13 protein-coding genes are annotated in these 16,510 nt (G+C 68.7%); 6 read left to right on the top strand and 7 right to left on the bottom strand.

Going from position 1 to position 16,510, the window contains the following annotated elements; translation table 11 throughout:
• Nucleotides 1-77 precede the first annotated feature (77 nt).
• From F5544_RS37515 to F5544_RS37530, 4 genes are read left to right on the top strand one after another with little or no spacing between them, the layout of a single operon-like run.
• Complete coding sequence (locus F5544_RS37515; RefSeq protein WP_167477546.1) at nt 78-2,963, top strand: SWIM zinc finger family protein; 2,886 nt, start codon at nt 78-80, stop codon at nt 2,961-2,963.
• A complete protein-coding gene (locus F5544_RS37520) occupies nt 2,960-4,057 on the top strand; it encodes an ATP-binding protein (RefSeq protein WP_167477547.1) in 1,098 nt (365 codons plus the stop codon). Before F5544_RS37515 ends, F5544_RS37520 begins: the two co-directional genes overlap by 4 nt.
• Nucleotides 4,036-6,402, top strand: a complete 2,367-nt coding sequence (locus tag F5544_RS37525) for a DUF5682 family protein (protein ID WP_238846865.1) — start codon at nt 4,036-4,038, stop codon at nt 6,400-6,402. The genes F5544_RS37520 and F5544_RS37525 overlap by 22 nt, the downstream gene beginning before the upstream one ends.
• Nucleotides 6,399-7,559, top strand: a complete 1,161-nt coding sequence (locus tag F5544_RS37530) for a VWA domain-containing protein (RefSeq protein WP_167477548.1) — start codon at nt 6,399-6,401, stop codon at nt 7,557-7,559. The genes F5544_RS37525 and F5544_RS37530 overlap by 4 nt, the downstream gene beginning before the upstream one ends.
• On the opposite strand, the gene F5544_RS47210 is transcribed toward F5544_RS37530, so the two are convergent.
• From F5544_RS47210 to F5544_RS37555, 5 genes are all read right to left on the bottom strand, one after another.
• Nucleotides 7,549-9,012 carry an SPFH domain-containing protein gene (locus F5544_RS47210; RefSeq protein WP_167477549.1) on the bottom strand — a complete coding sequence of 488 codons (1,464 nt, stop codon included), beginning with the start codon at nt 9,010-9,012 and terminating at the stop codon, nt 7,549-7,551. The two genes, F5544_RS37530 and F5544_RS47210, sit on opposite strands and share 11 nt — an antisense overlap.
• A 13-nt stretch (nt 9,013-9,025) precedes the next feature.
• On the bottom strand, nt 9,026-9,232 hold the full coding sequence (locus tag F5544_RS37540; RefSeq protein WP_167477550.1) for a hypothetical protein: 207 nt from the start codon (nt 9,230-9,232) through the stop codon (nt 9,026-9,028).
• Nucleotides 9,233-9,348: 116 nt separating this feature from the next.
• On the bottom strand, nt 9,349-11,907 hold the full coding sequence (locus tag F5544_RS37545; RefSeq protein ID WP_238846866.1) for an ABC transporter permease: 2,559 nt from the start codon (nt 11,905-11,907) through the stop codon (nt 9,349-9,351).
• On the bottom strand, nt 11,907-12,680 hold the full coding sequence (locus F5544_RS37550; RefSeq protein ID WP_167477551.1) for an ABC transporter ATP-binding protein: 774 nt from the start codon (nt 12,678-12,680) through the stop codon (nt 11,907-11,909). Before F5544_RS37550 ends, F5544_RS37545 begins: the two co-directional genes overlap by 1 nt.
• A 68-nt stretch (nt 12,681-12,748) precedes the next feature.
• Entirely contained in the window at nt 12,749-13,183 is a 435-nt protein-coding gene (locus F5544_RS37555) for a MarR family winged helix-turn-helix transcriptional regulator (RefSeq protein WP_167477552.1), read from the bottom strand.
• A 66-nt stretch (nt 13,184-13,249) separates the two neighbouring features.
• On the opposite strand from F5544_RS37555, the gene F5544_RS37560 reads away from it, so the two are divergent.
• Complete coding sequence (locus tag F5544_RS37560) at nt 13,250-14,320, top strand: substrate-binding domain-containing protein (RefSeq protein WP_238846867.1); 1,071 nt, start codon at nt 13,250-13,252, stop codon at nt 14,318-14,320.
• Between the two features lie 104 nt (nt 14,321-14,424).
• On the opposite strand, the gene F5544_RS37565 is transcribed toward F5544_RS37560, so the two are convergent.
• Entirely contained in the window at nt 14,425-14,658 is a 234-nt protein-coding gene (locus tag F5544_RS37565) for a hypothetical protein (RefSeq protein ID WP_167477553.1), read from the bottom strand.
• A gap of 56 nt (nt 14,659-14,714) precedes the next feature.
• Between F5544_RS37565 and fmdA the strand changes: the two genes are divergently transcribed.
• Complete coding sequence (fmdA, locus tag F5544_RS37570) at nt 14,715-15,968, top strand: formamidase (RefSeq protein ID WP_167477554.1); 1,254 nt, start codon at nt 14,715-14,717, stop codon at nt 15,966-15,968.
• An 83-nt stretch (nt 15,969-16,051) separates the two neighbouring features.
• On the opposite strand, the gene F5544_RS37575 is transcribed toward fmdA, so the two are convergent.
• Nucleotides 16,052-16,288 (bottom strand): hypothetical protein, encoded by a 237-nt coding sequence (locus F5544_RS37575; protein WP_167477555.1) that lies wholly within the window; start codon nt 16,286-16,288, stop codon nt 16,052-16,054.
• Between the last annotated feature and the right edge of the window lie 222 nt (nt 16,289-16,510).

The following is a 16,510-nucleotide window of genomic DNA, read 5'->3' on the forward strand; positions in this document are numbered from 1 at the left end:
CGGGCTAGCACGGAGGATGTCAGTGGCCCGGGGTAGAAATTCGGCAACGGGAATTTCGGAGAGCGGAGAGCGAGCGGATGGCAGAGCGATGGACCGTCGCCGGGGTCGAGGCGCTCGCCCCCGATGCGAGCTCGGTATCCGCCGCCAGAAAGCTCGCGGGCCGCTGGCGGGACACCGGATGTGGCGACGGTGCGCTGTGGGGGCTGTGCCGCGGCAGCGGTGCCGAACCGTATCGAACCGTCGTCGACCTGTCGGGGCCCGCGTACAAGTGCACCTGCCCGAGCCGGAAAATCCCGTGTAAGCACGCGCTTTCGCTGTTGTTCGACTGGGCGGAGGGGAAGGTCGGCACGGCGGGCGAGCCGCCGGGTTTCGCGGCCGAATGGCTGGCCGCGCGGGCGGCCAAGGCGGCGGCGGGCACGGAAACCGTTGCGCGCACCGCGAATCCGGCGACGGCGGCGCAGCGGCGGGTGCGGGTCGGCGCGGGTCTGGAGGAGCTGGATATCTGGCTCGGCGATCAGGTGCGCACCGGACTCGGACAAACCGACCGTTCTTTCCAAGCCTTCGAGGCGATCGCCGCACGCATGGTCGACGCGCAGGCGCCGGGCATCGCCTCGGCGCTGCGCCAACTGCCCGCGACCGCGATGACCAGGGCCGAATGGCCGGAACTCATGCTGCGCGAATTCGCCAGACTGCATCTGCTCGCCGCCGCGCACCGGCGGCTCGACGAGCTGGATCCCGCGCTACAGGCCAGCGTGCGCGGCCATATCGGCTATCCGACGCATGCGGAGACGGTGCGCGACGAACCCCCGGTGCGCGACCACTGGCAGGTGCTCGGCCGCCGGGTCACCGAGGAGGACCGGCTCTACACCCGCCGAATCTGGTTGTACGGCCGCCGGACTCGGCGCTGGGCGCTGCTGGTCGACCATTCGTTCGGCACGCCGAACTTCGCCGCCGAGGTACCCGTCCCCGGACTGCTCGCCGACGCCGACGTGCACTTCTATCCGGGCGCGGCGCCGCTGCGGGCGCTGTGGGGCACCGGTCATGCCGCGGCTCAACCGTTCACCACCCTGCCGGTCGACGACGGTTCCATCGCGGCCGCGCTGACCGAGCACGCCCGGGCGCTCGGCGCCGATCCGTGGCTGCGGTCCTGGCCGGTGCTGCTCACCGCGGTTACTCCCGTGCGACACGAAAACACTTGGTACGTAGCCGAATCCGATGGCACAGCGCTGCCGCTCGCGGTACTCGACGAGCCGTGGCGGTTGCTCGGCATCGCGGGCGGATATCCGGTGACGCTGGCGGGTGAGTGGACCGCCGACGGTCTGGCGCCGATCTCGGTATTCACCGCAGGCGAAGTGATCGTGCTGGACCGGACCGATCCGGTGGGCAGGACCATCCCGAATCCGGCTGCGGCCCAAGGCCTTACCGCTGCGGCCCTGACTTCGGCCGCGCTGCTCGGCACCGCACGCCGCAACGTGGACGCCGGCCAACTGGCCGCACCGGTGGCCGAGGCCGCCGCCGGACTCACCGCGGACCCGGCACTGCGGCTGCTCGAAACCGCCGCGCTCGACGGGCTTTTCGCGCGCGGCGGGATATCCACCCGCAGCACGCCGATCCCGGAACCCGCGGCCGAGGACCACCGGCGCAGGCTGCCCGACGATGCCGCCGCCCGGCTCGGGAACATGCTGCGGGACCGATCACCGTTCCTGCCGGAATGGTTCGCGGCCGCCGAGCCGTACGACTATCGCGCACCCGACGAATTATGCGGCCAACTGCTCGAATACGCGCGCACCAGCGCGGATTCGCGCGAGCCGCTGCTGCGGCTGGCGGGCGAACGCGGGCGCTGGCTGGCCGCACAGCATCCGGAATGGCGAACTCTGCTGCGCCCCGAAACACCATCCGACGAAATCTGGCGGTTCGGCCAGCCGCCCGAGCGCATCTCCTGGCTGACGCGCCTGCGGGCCGCCGAACCCGAATCCGCGCTCGCCGTGCTGACCGAGGCATGGCCGAAGGAATCCGGACCGGTGAAGGCGGAACTGCTCGCCGTACTGGCCGAAGGCATCTCGGCCGCCGACGAACCGCTGCTGGAGACCGCGCTCGACGACCGGCGCGCCGACGTCCGCCGCACCGCGGCCGGATTACTTGCGCTGCTACCGGATTCGGCGTTCGCCCGCCGGATGGTCGAGCGGGCGCTGGCCTGGGTGCCGAGCCCGCACGAGCACCGAATCGCCATCGTTGCGCACCGGCTCGGCGCGGAGCACCGGCTCACGGTCGAACTGCCCGACACCCTCGACGACGCCGCCCGCCGCGACGGAATCCACGACCGCCCGGTCGAATTCGCCTACCGCTGGGACGGCGCACCCGATCCCGCCGCGGGCTGGCTGCGGCAGCTGATGGCGGCGACGCCGCTGCGGCACTGGCGGCAGGTCTTCGGCGGTCCGCGCGAGGCCGTCACCGCGAAGATGCCCAACCGATTCCGCCAACCGATACTCGATGGCTGGGTGGATGCCGCACTCTCCCAACAGGATTCGGCTTGGGCAGGTGCGCTCTTCGACGCCGGTGTCCCCTCCGATATGGCGATGCTGCGCCGCCGCGAACTCTTCGCGCTGCTGCCCGCCGCGGACCGGACCCAGCGCCTGCTCCGGCTGGACGGCTCATGGCTGTCGGAGCTGGAGGCGCTGCTGCCCGCGATGGGCCATCCCTGGCCGGATCCGCTTGCGCAGCACCTGATCCTGCTGCTGTTCGAGCGGGCGCGGGCCGCGGCGCGCAGGCCGGGCGCCTACGGCGCCGGACCGGCCGCGCACCGCTCGCTGCTCGCCGCCGCGGCCGTCCACTTCCCGTTCACCGCCGCGAGCGCGGTCGCCGTCGTGGCCCGCCGCTGCGCGGACGACAGCTGGCAGCGCGCCTTCGACCAGCTCGCCACCGCCATCAACCAACGCTCAGTGATGCTCGAGGAGTTGCGATGAGTACCGAATCCCCTGCGGGCCTGTTGCGTCCGCACGCCGAACAGTCCGATACCGCCGAACTCGCGGCGCTCGCCGCCGTCGACGATCGCCCGCGCCCGCCCTCGTGGCGGCTCTCGCCATGGGCGGTGGTCACCTATCTGCTCGGCGGCACCCTGGACGACGGCACCGTCATCACCCCGAAGTATGTCGGCCCGCGCCGCCTCATGGAGGTGGCGGTCGCCACCCTGGCCACCGACCGGGCGCTACTGCTGCTCGGTGTCCCCGGCACCGCGAAAACCTGGGTGTCGGAACATCTTTCGGCCGCCATCTGCGGCACCTCGGCACTGCTCGTACAGGGCACGTCGGGCACCGCGGAGGAATCGATCCGCTACGGTTGGAACTACGCCAGGCTGCTCGCCGAGGGTCCGAGCGACGGCGCGCTGGTGCCGTCACCGGTGCTCACCGCCATGCGCACCGGCGGCATCGCCCGGATCGAGGAGCTCACCCGCATTCCGTCCGACGTGCAGGACGCGCTGATCACCGTGCTGTCCGAAAAGACGCTGCCCATCCCGGAACTCGGCGCCGAGGTGCAGGCCGCCAAGGGTTTCAATGTGATCGCCACCGCCAACGACCGCGATCGCGGCGTCAACGAACTGTCGTCCGCGCTGTGCCGCCGCTTCAACACCGTGGTGCTGCCGCTGCCCGCCAGCGAGGACGAAGAGGTCGAGATCGTCACCCGCCGAGTCGCCCAACTCGGCGCCGCACTCGAACTGCCGCCCATACCCGCCGCGGCCGAGGAGGTCCGCCGCGTCGTGCGGGTCTTCCGCGAATTACGCTCCGGCGCAACGGCCGACGGCCGCACCAAACTCAAATCTCCCTCGGGCACCCTGTCCACCGCCGAGGCGATCTCCGTACTCACCAACGGCATCGCCCTGTCCACCCACTTCGGCGACGGAATCCTGCGCGCCTCCGATATCGCGGGCGCGGTGCTCGGATCGGTGATCAAGGACCCGGTCGCCGACGCCGTGGTATGGACGGAGTATCTGGAAGCCGTTGTCCGAGAACGCCCGGACTGGGCCGATTTCTACCGGGCATGCCGCGAGGTGACGGGCTGACCGCCATGGCACAGGAGACGCCTGGCGGCGCGGTCACGCGGATATTCGGCATCCGGCACCATGGTCCCGGCTCGGCGCGGTCGTTGCGGTTGGCGCTGGCGCAGTTCCGGCCCGACACGATTTTGATCGAGGGACCGGCCGATGCCGATCCGCTCGTCGCCTATGTGGCCGCCGACGGCATGATGCCGCCGGTCGCGCTGCTGGCCTACGCGCCGGATGCGCCCGCGCGGTCGGCGTTCTGGCCGTTCGCGGTGTTCTCGCCAGAGTGGCAGGCGCTGTGCTACGCGGTGGAAAACGTTGTGCCCGTGCACTTCTGCGATCTGCCAGCCAGTGCGGTACTTGCGCTGAACGACGAACCCGGCGACGGCATCGATCCACTCGCCGAATTGGCCGCGGCCGCCGGATACGACGACGCCGAGCGCTGGTGGGATGCGGTTGTCGAATCATCCGCTGACGCAACGGCTTTCGAGGCCATTACCGAGGCCATGGGCGCACTGCGCGAGGCGGCCGAACGGGGCGAGTTCGTACCGATGACGCATCCGGCGGAATTCGAGCGGCCGGTCGCCGCACCGGAGGATCCGGATTCGGTCGCCGCGGCAACCGCGATCGACGAACCCGACGCGAATCCCCTTGCGCCCGAGGTAATCCGGATCGATGCACATACGCTGCGCCGCGAGGCCTATATGCGCCAGACCATGCGCAAAGCCTTGAAGAGCGGCGCACAGCGCCTGGCCGTTGTCTGCGGCGCATGGCACGCACCGGCGCTCACGGGCGAACAGGGCAAACTCGGCCCCGCCGCACCCGATACCCGCCTGCTCAAGGGACTTCCGAAAACCAAGGCGGCGCTCACCTGGGTGCCGTGGACGCATTCCCGGCTGGCCACCACCTCCGGCTACGGTGCGGGCATCGACTCGCCCGGCTGGTACCACCATCTGTTCACCGAGACAGAGCAGCCGATCACCCGCTGGCTCACCAGGGTGGCGGGTGTGCTCCGCGCACACGATCTGCCGGTGTCCAGCGCGCACATCATCGAATCAGTAAGGCTCGCCGACACTTTGGCGGCCATGCGGAATCGGCCGGTGGCCGGGCTCGCCGAGGTCACCGAGGCGGTGCGCGCGGTGATGTGCGGCGGCGACGAAACCGTCGTGCACTGGGTGGCCGCCGAACTCGTGGTGGGCGAGGCGCTGGGCAGCGTCCCCGAGAACGCGCCGACGGTTCCGCTCGACGCCGATCTGCGCGCGAGCATCCGCACGCTGCGGCTCAAACAGGAGCCGCAGGCCCGCACCGTCGATCTCGATCTGCGCAGGGAGCGCGAGGTCGCCAAATCGCGGCTGCTGCACCGGCTCCGGCTACTCGGCATCGATTGGGGCACACCGGCTTCCAGCGAGGTGCGCAGCACCGGCACCTTCCGGGAGACGTGGACGCTGCGGTGGCGGCCGGAGTTCGCCGTCGCCATCATCGAGGCCTCCCGCTGGGGCACCACCATCCGGACCGCCGCCGAGGCGAAGATTCTCGATCTCGCGGGCCGAGCGGGCAGCACGGTCGGCGAGTTGACGGCCGCGCTGGAACTGGCGCTGCTCGCCGACCTCGGCGGCGCCACCGACGGTCTGATCGCACGGCTGGAATCCGTTGCGGCCCTTGATCACGACGTCACCCACCTGCTCGCAGCGCTGCCCGCCCTGATCAGGACGCTGCGCTACGGGGATGTCCGCGGCACCGACACCAAGGCGCTCGCGCACGTCGCCGACGGTCTGCTGGTGCGGGTGTGCGCGGGTCTGCCCGGCGCGGTCAGCGGCCTCGACACCGAGGCGGCGACCCAGCTGCGCTCGCTGATCGACCAGGCGCACATCGCGATTCACACCCGCGACGACGCGTGGGCCACCGGCGAATGGCTGGCCGCGCTGCGCCGCATCGCCGACCGCGCCGAGGTGCACGGCGCGTTGGCCGGCCGCGCGGTCCGGCTGCTGTGCGACGCCGGGCTGATCGACGGAACCGATTCCGCGAGAAGGCTTTCCGCCGCCCTCTCGGTGGGCAATATCCCGGCGGCCAAGGCGGCCTGGATCGACGGCTTCCTCGGCGGCCGCGGATTGCTGCTGGTGCACGACCGAGAGTTGTTGCGCCTCATCGACTCCTGGCTGCGCGGCCTGCGGGAGGAGCAGTTCATCGAGGTGTTGCCGCTGCTGCGCCGCACCTTCGGCGAATTCGAATCGGGTGAGCGCCGGGCCATCGGCCAGGCCGTCACCGAGAGTGGTTCAGCACCAACGACCCTCACCGACGAATACGATATCAATCGCGGCATCGCGGCCATCCGCACCGCCGCCGAAATACTCGGAGTTTCCGCATGACCGAGGAAAGTCACCTCCGGCGTTGGCGTTTGGTGCTCGGCGCGGCCGCGGAGCCGGAACTCGGCGGCCTCGGCGGCTCGGGCGATTCCGACGACGCCGGTATGGATCGCGCGCTCTCGGCCCTCTACAACACCGCCGACGACCAGGCCGCGGGTGCGCGCGGCGGCGGCCTCGGCGGTTCCGCGCCGCGAGTCGCCCGCTGGCTCGGCGATATTCGCAATTATTTCCCGTCGACGGTGGTCGAGGTGATGCAGCGCGACGCGGTCGACCGGCTGAACTTGACCCAGCTGCTGCTCGAACCCGAACTGCTCGCGGCCGTCGAACCGGATGTGCACCTCGTCGGCACCCTGCTGAGCCTCAACCGGGTGATGCCGGAAACCACCAAGGCCACCGCCCGCACGGTGGTCGAGAAGGTGGTGCGCGATATCGAGCGACGCATCGCCGCGCATACCGTCGCCGCGGTGTCCGGCGCGCTGCGCCGCGCCGCCCGCAGCACCCGCCCGCGGCACCGGGATATCGACTGGGACCGCACCATCCGCCGCAACCTGGCCAACTATCTGCCCGAACATCGCACGGTGGTGCCGGAGAAGCTGGTCGGCTACGGCCGCAAGGCCCAGGCGGTGCGCCGCGAGGTGGTGCTGGCCATCGACCAGTCCGGCTCCATGGCGGCCAGCGTGGTGTACGCGGCGGTGTTCGGCGCGGTGCTGGCGTCGATGCGCTCGCTGCGCACCTCGCTGGTCGTCTTCGATACCGAAATCGTCGATCTCACCGAACAACTCGCCGATCCGGTCGACGTGCTGTTCGGCACGCAGCTCGGCGGCGGCACCGATATCAACCGCGCCATCGCCTATTGCGGGTCGCTGATCACCAAACCGAACGACACGCTGTTCGTGCTGATCTCCGACCTGTACGAGGGCGGTATCCGGGACGAGATGCTGCGCAGGATCAACGCCATGAAGGAGTCCGGGGTGCGGGTCGTCGTGCTGCTCGCCCTCTCCGATGAGGGCGCGCCGTCGTTCGACCACGACAATGCCGCCGCCTTGGCCGCACTCGGCGTACCCGCCTTCGCCTGCACCCCGGACCGCTTTCCCGAGCTGCTCGCCCTGGCCCTCGATCGCGGCGATATCACCGCATGGGCCAACGGCGCTACTCCGTGAGCCCGTCGGCGACGTGCCCGTTGGTCTCCGCGACCTCGGCGGTCTGCTTGATCGCGGGCAGCAGCGACTCCCTGGCCAGACCGGTGAGCGCACCGGCCTGCTGAATGATCTCGGCCAGTGCCGAGGTGACGCCCTGCGCACCGTTCAAAACGGTGAACTGGCCGACGTGTTCGAACGGCGCGGCCGCGGCGGCCACGATCTCCGGCAGCCGCTCGGCCACCTGCTGGGCGATCACCGCCTCCTGGTTCTGGCTCATCGCCTCGGCCCGCTGCCGGATACCGGCCGCCTCGGCCTCCATCCGCGCCCGCACCGCGTCGGCCTCGGCCAGGCCCCTCGCCTTGATCGCGTCGGCCTCGGCCTGACCGTTCAGCCTGGTGGCCTCCGCCTGCGCCGATGCCCGCACCCGGACCGCCTCGGCCTCCGCCTCTGCCGCCAATTTCGTCTGTGCCGCAGCGGCTTCCGCGCGCAGCCTGGTCTCCTGCGCCTGCGCCTCGGCCTGATGGATGTGCGCGTCGCGGGCCGCGGTGGCCAGGGTGGTCTGCCGGTAGGCCTCGGCGTCGGCGGGCTTGCGGATATCGACCTGCAGCTGCTGTTCGGTCTGCTGCGCCTGCAACTGCGCGACCCTGGTCTCCACCTCGACCACCTCCTGCCGCGCGGTGGCCTGGGCCAGCGGCCCCTGCTGCGCGGCCTTCTGGGTGGCCTGGTCGACCTCGGCCTGATAGCCCGCCTTCTTGATCTCGGTGTCGCGGCGGGCCAGCGCGATCTGCGCCTGCGCCGCCTGTTCCTGTGCGATGGCGTCGCGCTCGGCGTTGGCCCTGGCGATCCTGGCCCGCTGCTCGACCTCGGCCTGATGCGGAATCGCCAGGTTGGCAATGTAATTCGATTCGCTGGCGATGGACTGGATCTGGAAGCTGTCGATCACCAGCCCGAAGGATTCCATCTCACCGGAGCAGCGGTCGCGCACCTGCTCGGAGAATTTGTCCTGATCGCTGATCATGTCCTCGACGGTCATCGAACCGGCGATGGCGCGCAGGTGGCCGACGAAGACGTTCTGCACCTTGGTCTCCAGCTCCTGGGCCGGACGGTCCAGGAATCGCCGCGCCGCGTTGGCGATGGACCGGTAGTCGTCACCGACCTTGTACATCACCACACCGGTGAGCGCGAGGTTGATCTTCTGCTGGCTCACACACGGCACGGTGATCTGACTTTCGTGCGCCTCCAACGAGATCCGGCGCACCTTGGTCAGACCGGGGGCGACCAGCGTGCCCCGGCCGGTGACGATGCGGAAACCCATCTGATCGCCGGCGTCGGCTGCGCCGCGCCCGGCCCGGAAACCCGAAATGATCAGTGCCTCATCAGGTTCCGCGACCCGCCAGGCCACCCGGAACAGTATGAAAAGCACCACGAGGATCGCGATGACGATCCCGACAACGACCCCGATGAGGACGTCCACTGTGCACCTTCTGTTAGACGGTTACCACTTCGACGGTGCGTCCACCCAGGCTCCCAACCACGAGAACCTGGGCGTGCTTGGGAATGACGGCTTCACTGTCGGCGGCGCGCGCCAGGAACCGCTCGGTCCCCGCACGCACCTCGATCACGACCTCACCGAGATGACCCGGCTTGATAGCCGCCGTCACCCTGGCGTACTTGCCGATCACATCCGCCGCCACCGACACCTCCCCCGCACCACCGCCGCTTCCGAACCCTGTCCACCGTAGACCCGAACCGGCCCGGCGGGAACGGTCTTGATGATTCCGCAACCGTTCTCAGGTCGGCGCAACCCCGTTCACAGATCGGCGATCGCCGCCAGCGGTGGCGTCCTGGCCGCCCGGATACCGGGCCACAGCGCCGCGAGCACTCCGACCACACCGGACGCCAGCAGCATCAGCACCAGTTGCGTCCACGGCACCGAGATCTGGTCCAGCCCCAGATCCCGCAGCGTGCGCAGGAATCCGACGCCGAGGCCGAGCCCGAGCACGACACCGACCACCGCACCGAAGATCGAAATCAACACCGATTCCAGGTAAATGGTCCTGCGCACCTGCACGCGCTGCATGCCGACGGCGCGCAGCATCCCGATCTCCCTGCGCCGCTCGACCACCGACAGCGCCAGGGTGTTCACGATGCCGAGGATCGCGATCACGACGGCCAGCGCGAGCAGACCGTAGAGGATGGCGAGCATGGTGTTGATCTGCTGGCCCTGAGTTCCCTTGAACTGCTCGTGATCCTGCACCTGCACGATGCGCAGCGGGTCGGTCGCCTTCTCCAGACCGGCGCGCAGCGCGGCCATATCCGCGCCGGGTTTCGCGGTGACGAGCACGATGAAGTCGCTGCGGAATTTCTCCGGCGTCACCCGGTCGTAGACGGTCGCGGGCACCACCAGCCTGCCGAGCAGCTGGGTATCCTTGTATATCCCGGACACCGTCAGCGAAATCTTCTCCGGCTCTTTACTGTTCAGCCCGACGTTCAGCGTGGTGAGCTGAACCTGTTGTCCCACATGCCAATTCCGCTCGGCGGCCTCGGCCTGCGAGACCAACACATCGGTGTCGCCGAGTGTCTTCGAGCCCTGCGCGATCTCGTAGTTCAGCACCGCGTCCAGCGGTCCGTCGGCGGAGGTGGCGATCAGCGCGTCGTTGCCCACCTTCAGGTTCGTGCCCCGCATCGCGACCACATCGCGAACGCCGGGAACGGATTTCGCCGCGTCACCGGTGGTCACCGGGATGCCGAGGAAGCTGCTGGGAGGTCCGGTCAGTATGTATTCGGCCTTGACACCCTTGTCCACCAGCGCGCCGATGCTCGCCTTGGCCGAAGCGCCGAGCATGCCGATCGCCGAAACCAGCATCAGACCCAGTGTCAGCGCGAAAGCCGTTGCGGCCGTTCGGCGTCTATTGCGCACGGCATTGTTGCGGGCGATCCGGCCGATCGGCCCGAACAGTCTGCTGAGCGTGCCCAGCGAGCCGACGATGGGCCGGGACAGCGCGGGCGAGACCAGCAGTACGGCCAAAATCAGTGCCCCAGCGCCGATTCCGACGGTCTTCGCGGCACTGTCGCCCGTGGACTGCGCACCGATGTACGCGACGACGGTGCCCGCCACCGCCAGCACCGTGCCGAATACGGTTCGCAGCCGCAGCGATTCACCGATCGATGCGAATTCCTCGCGCATCGCCTCGACCGGTGGGATCCGGGCGGCCCGGCGCGCGGGCGCGTACGCGCTGAGCACCGTCACCAGCACGCCGAGCCCGATCGAGACCAGCACGGTGCGCGGCTGCAGCGACATCGTCCCGGTCGGCAGGCCGACGTCGAACGCGTTGAGCAGTCCGGAAAGTCCGAACGAGAGGGCGACGCCCGCACCGAGACCTATTGCGCTGCCGAGTAATCCGATGACGAACGCCTCGGCGACCACCGAGACGCCCACCTGCGCCCTGCTCGCGCCGACCGCCCGCAGCAGCGCCAGCTCGCGCAATCGCTGCGCGACGATCATCGAGAAGGTGTTGTAGATGATGAAGGTGCCGACCACGAGCGCGATGGCGCCGAAGGCGAACAGGAAGTAGTTGACGAACTTCAGCGTCTTGCCGATCTGTGCCTCCAGATCGGCGCGCAACTGGGCGGCGTCCTGAACCTTGAAGCCGGGCAACTGTTTCGCGATCTGATCGCGCACCTGGTCCACCTTCGCCCCCGGTGCGACGGCGACATCGATGAACTGCACGTGATACGGATCGGTGAACAGCGACCGCGCCTGCGCGTCGTCGAACAGCAGCCCGATGATTCCACCGGTGTCGGAGGAGACCCGATAGATCCCGGTGACCGTGAGCTCGAGCATACTGTTATCCCGCGATTGTTGTGGGACAACGATTTTGGCCTTGTCGCCGACCTTCAGCCCGGCGCGCTGCGCACCGCTGGCGTTGATGGCGATCTCACCGTCGTGCGTCGGCGCGACGCCCTCGACGATCCGCTCCGGTTCCGCGACGGCCCGCTCCGGCGGCAGGTAGGACTGGCCCCAGCTCGGCGCACCGCCGGTCTGCACCGGACGACCGCTCTTGTCGAGCAGGATCAGCGGCCCGCTGACCCGCGGCGCGACCGTGCGCACACCGCTGACGCCGGAGACGAGATCGACCGCGCCGACCGGAACACCCTGTGACATCTGCTCTTCCGAGCTGACCCGAATGTCGACGCCCTTGATCTGACTGGAGAAGATGCCGTTGAAGGTGCTCTGCAGCGTGTCGGTGAAGACGAAGGATCCCGCGATGAACGCGGTGCCGAGGATGACGGAGAGCAGCGTGAGCGCGAGGCGCAGCTTGTGCGCGGCAAGGTTGCGCAGCGCGACCTTGCGCATGGGGTCGGCCATTACGCCTGCTCCAGCGATTTCATCCGGTCCAGCACGGTATCGGAGGTCGGGTCGCGCATTTCGTCGACGATGCGTCCGTCGGCGAGGAATATCACCCGGTCGGCGAAGCCCGCGGCGTGCGGCTCGTGCGTGACGATCACCACGGTCTGCTCGAATTCGTCGACGGCGGCCCGCAGGATGTTCAGCACCTCCTCCGAGGCGCGCGAATCGAGGTTGCCGGTGGGTTCATCGCCGAAGATGATCTCGGGTTTGCCCGCGAGCGCGCGGGCGCAGGCCACCCGCTGCTGTTGGCCGCCGGACAGTTCGCTGGGCCGGTGGGTGAGCCGGTCGGTGAGCCCGAGCCGCTTGAGCACGGTGTCGAGCCAGTCCTGATCGGGTTTGCGGCCCGCGATATCCAGCGGCAGCGTGATGTTCTCCAGCGCGGTGAGCGTCGGCACCAGGTTGAATGCCTGGAAGACGAAGCCGATTCGGTCCCTGCGCAGACGGGTCATCTGTTTGTCGGAGAGGTTGGTCAGGTCGGTGTCACCGATCCGCACGATTCCGGAGCTGGCGCTGTCGAGCCCGGCCAAGCAGTGCATCAGGGTCGACTTGCCGGATCCGGACGGACCCATGATCGCCGTGAACTCTCCCTTCGCGAACTCGGTGGACACTCCGTCCAGGGCCGTCACCCGGGTGTCGCCGGAACCGTAGACCTTGCCGAGGTCGATGGCGCTCGCGGCGGCGCCGGTCGGCACCGACACAGCGGTGCCGGAACCCAAAGCTTGCGAAGTCATGGTGTCCAGTGTGTAGACGATTGTCCGGCCGCGCCATCGGGGATGTCCCCTAAGTGGAGCCGGTACCTCTACTTGGCCGGCACCGGTTCGGCGGCGTGCAATCGCTCGATGAAGCCGTCCAGCGCCCGCGCCAATCGGCCCCGATCGGCGGCCAACGCGTCCAGCCCACTTTCCGCGATGGCCGTATTCATCACCTGATAGGTGAGCAGTCCGCGGCGGGTCGGGAAGACCAGAACCCGGCGGCGGTCGGTGTCGTCGACCTTGCGGTGCACCAGGTTGTCGGAGATCATCGCGTCGATCAACCTGGTCAAACTGGCGCCGACCAGCAGTGTGGCCTCGGTGAGCTGTGACATCGAGCGACCGGATCCGTCGGCGACCGCGGACAGCACATGCCAACGGCCGACCGAGGTTTCGCCGAGGCAGGTCGCGATCGCCTTGTCCAATTCCTGTGACGCCCGGCGCACCAGTCGCGCCAAGTCTTCGAGCGCGATGCTATCGTCCACCTCAGCACTATATCGACAACGCCGTATGAGAAAGCTTCAGACGGAAATATACGGTGGTGATCAGCGTTGGCGCCGTTCGGATTTCGTGACACGGTAGATATCGCACTGGTGGTGCCGCTGAGTGGTCCGGCAGGCATGTTCGGGCCGTCCTGCGAGGCGTGCGCCGATCTGGCCATCGATGACATCAATGCCGCGGGCGGCATACTCGATCGCCCGGTCCGGCTGCATCCGGTGGACGCGGGCGCACCGCTGCCGCTGCTGGCCGAGCGGATCGATCGAATGGTGAGCGCCGGAGCGATCGATGGCGTCGTCGGCTGGCATCTGTCCAACGCGCGCAAGGTGATAACGCCGCGCACCGCGGGCCGGGTGCCCTACGTGTACACCACCTTCTACGAGGGCGGCGAGGATTCCGACGGCGTGTACATGGTGGGCGAGACACCCGATCAGCAGCTGTTCCCCGCGTTGCGCTGGCTGCGCGCCGAACTCGGGATCCGGCGCTGGTGCGTGGTCGGCAACGATTATGTCTGGCCGCGCGAAACAGCCCGGGTGACAAAGGATTTCGTGCGGACCACGGCGGATCTCGAGGTGATCGGCGAGATCTTCCTTCCGCTCGGCGGGCGCGATTTCCGCGGCGCGCTCGACCTGATCGGCGGATCGTCGGCGCAGGGCGTGCTGCTGTTCATGGTCGGCGCCGACTGCGCCGCCTTCAACCGCGCCTTCGCCAGGGCCGGATTCGACGACCGCCGGGTGCGCCTGAGCATGATGATCGGCGAGGACGTGCTGTACGCGGGCGGCGCCACGAGCACGCGCGGACTGTTCACCGCCTCCGGCTATTTCGAGAGCCTGGTGTCCAGCGCCGGGATGGATTTCGGGGCGCGGTACCTGCGTGAATTCGGGCCCGCCGCACCGGCGCTGAACAATATCGGCGAATCCTGTTACGAGGGGCTGCTGCTGTTCGCCTCGCTCGCCGAGACCGCGCGCAGCCTCGACCTGCGCACCATCGAGCGCAGCGCGGCCGGGGTCAGCTACGGCGGCCCGCGCGGCGAAGTGCGGGTGCGCGGCGCGCACACCACCCAGCCGGTGTACCTGGCGGGCGCGGACGCCCTGGAGTTCGGTGTGCTGGCCGAACTCTCGTAATACGAAGTTCACCTTGCGGTTTCGCCACGGAGACGCGCGTAGCTTTGTATCGTCACCGTACGAAATATACCCGCTTGAAAATATTTGAGGTGCAAAGTGCCGACTTACCAATTCATCTGCCGCCGCGGCTGCGGCAGCTTCGAGCGCAGCTTCGCCATGGCCGCCGCACCGGCGGTCACCTCATGCCCGCAGTGCGCGGGCGCCAGCCGCCGCTGCTTCGGCGGCGCGCTCATCCAACCCGGCTCCGCCGCGAGCCGGCTGTTGGAGGCCACCAATCGCACCGCGACCGAACCCGCCGTCGTCCATTCCCTGCCGGCCGGCCGAAGCGCAACGGTCACCCGTAACCCCTTGCACCGCAAGCTCCCTCGACCCTGATCCGGAAAGAGGTCACATCATGCCGGAACTGCTCTACCCGCTCGACTCACGCAAGCGGTTCACCGATCAGCAACTGGTCGGCCACAACCGCTGGCATCCGGATATCCCGCCCGTCGCCACCGTGAAACCGGGCGCCGAATTCCGGGTGCATGTGCGCGAGTGGTTCGACGGCGCCATCCACAACGACGATTCCGCCGAGGACGTGCTCAACGCCCCGCTCAGCACGGTGCACTGCCTGTCGGGCCCGTTCGCCGTCGAGGGCGCGCGCCCCGGCGATCTGCTCGTCGTCGACATTCTCGATATCGGCCCCATCCCGCAAGAGGATTCGGGCCCGCTGGCCGGACAGGGCTGGGGCTATACCGGCATCTTCCCCACCGACAACGGCGGCGGTTTCCTCACCGAACATTTCCCGGACGCATACAAGGCGATCTGGGATTTCAGCGGCCACACCGCGACCTCGCGGCATATTCCCGGGGTCAGGTTCACCGGTATCACCCATCCGGGCCTGATGGGCACCGCGCCGTCGAAAGCGTTGCTGGCCAAGTGGAATACGCGCGAGGCGGCGCTGATCGCCACCGATCCGCTGCGCGTGCCGCCGCTGGCGCTGCCGCCCGAACCGCGCGACGCCGTACTCGGCGCGCTCGCGGGCCCGGAGTACGACCGGGTCGCCGCCGAGGCGGCACGCACGGCGCCGCCGCGCGAGAACGGCGGCAATCAGGACATCAAGAACTTCACCCGTGGCAGCCGCGTGTTCTACCCGGTCTTCGTCGACGGCGCGAACCTCTCGGTCGGCGATCTGCACTTCTCCCAGGGCGACGGCGAGATCACCTTCTGCGGCGCGATCGAGATGGGCGGATTCATCGATCTGCGGGTGGATCTGATCGAGAACGGGATGGAACTGTACGGCGTCGCCGAGAACGCGATCTTCATGCCCGGTAGCGAAGGCCCGAATTACACGGAGTACCTTGCCTTTTCGGGCACCTCGGTGACGCTCGACGGTGAACAGCGCTATCTGGATTCACAACTGTCGTTCGAGCGCGCCTGCCTGCACGCCATCGACTATCTGACCAAATTCGGCTACAGCCGGGAGCAGGCGTACCTGCTGCTCGGCGCCGCACCGATCGAGGGCCGGCTCTCCGGTGTCGTCGATATCCCGAATTCCTGTGCCACCGTGTACATTCCGACGGCCATCTTCGACTTCCCGGTCACCCCGTCGGCATCCGGGCCGGTGCGGATCGATCCCGGCCCCGGGGCGCCGCGCGCATCCCGCTAGACACAGGGCCTGAATATGCGAAAGCGCCGATCCCCCTGCAGGGTTGGACGGGATCGGCGCTTTCGGTTCGGTCGACTGCCGGATTACTTCGGCAGCGGCGTCACGCCACCGCTACCCGAGCTGAGCAGCTTGGCCAGGCCGGTGGCGAAGTTGGACGAGCCGGTCGGCGCCGGAGCCGGGTCCGCGACCTGGTTGTTGCTGACCGCGGCGGGCGCGGCCGGGGCGAGCTCGAGGCCCTGGGCCGAGGCCAGGCCGGCGCCCGCGCTGACGATGGCGGCGGCCGCGGCGGCGACCAGGCCGAACGTACGGATCTTCTGCATGTGGCTACTCCCCTATTTCAGTGGTTCGGCGTCGAACGTGCACGCCGACGCACAAGGAGTATCACGAATTCGCAACGCTCGAATCGGGTGCGGATCCGGGCCGACTCACGCTGATAGCTAAGGATTTGCCACCAGCCTGAGCGGCGACCTGGACAATTGAACAGTAGTGCCCTATCGGATTCGACCCCGAAACCGCTGTAGTTCAACCGAAGTTTGCATCCC

This window comes from Nocardia arthritidis, from assembly GCF_011801145.1.
Taxonomy (GTDB): domain Bacteria; phylum Actinomycetota; class Actinomycetes; order Mycobacteriales; family Mycobacteriaceae; genus Nocardia; species Nocardia arthritidis_A.

Coding starts and splice junctions, on each gene's coding strand:
- F5544_RS37545 (WP_238846866.1), bottom strand. CDS start 11,907: ATGGCCGACCCCATGCGCAAGGTCGCGCTGCGCAACCTTGCCGCGCAC.
- F5544_RS37530 (WP_167477548.1), top strand. CDS start 6,399: ATGACCGAGGAAAGTCACCTCCGGCGTTGGCGTTTGGTGCTCGGCGCG.
- F5544_RS37515 (WP_167477546.1), top strand. CDS start 78: ATGGCAGAGCGATGGACCGTCGCCGGGGTCGAGGCGCTCGCCCCCGAT.
- F5544_RS37525 (WP_238846865.1), top strand. CDS start 4,036: ATGCCGCGAGGTGACGGGCTGACCGCCATGGCACAGGAGACGCCTGGC.
- fmdA (WP_167477554.1), top strand. CDS start 14,715: ATGCCGGAACTGCTCTACCCGCTCGACTCACGCAAGCGGTTCACCGAT.
- F5544_RS37550 (WP_167477551.1), bottom strand. CDS start 12,680: ATGACTTCGCAAGCTTTGGGTTCCGGCACCGCTGTGTCGGTGCCGACC.
- F5544_RS37520 (WP_167477547.1), top strand. CDS start 2,960: ATGAGTACCGAATCCCCTGCGGGCCTGTTGCGTCCGCACGCCGAACAG.
- F5544_RS37575 (WP_167477555.1), bottom strand. CDS start 16,288: ATGCAGAAGATCCGTACGTTCGGCCTGGTCGCCGCCGCGGCCGCCGCC.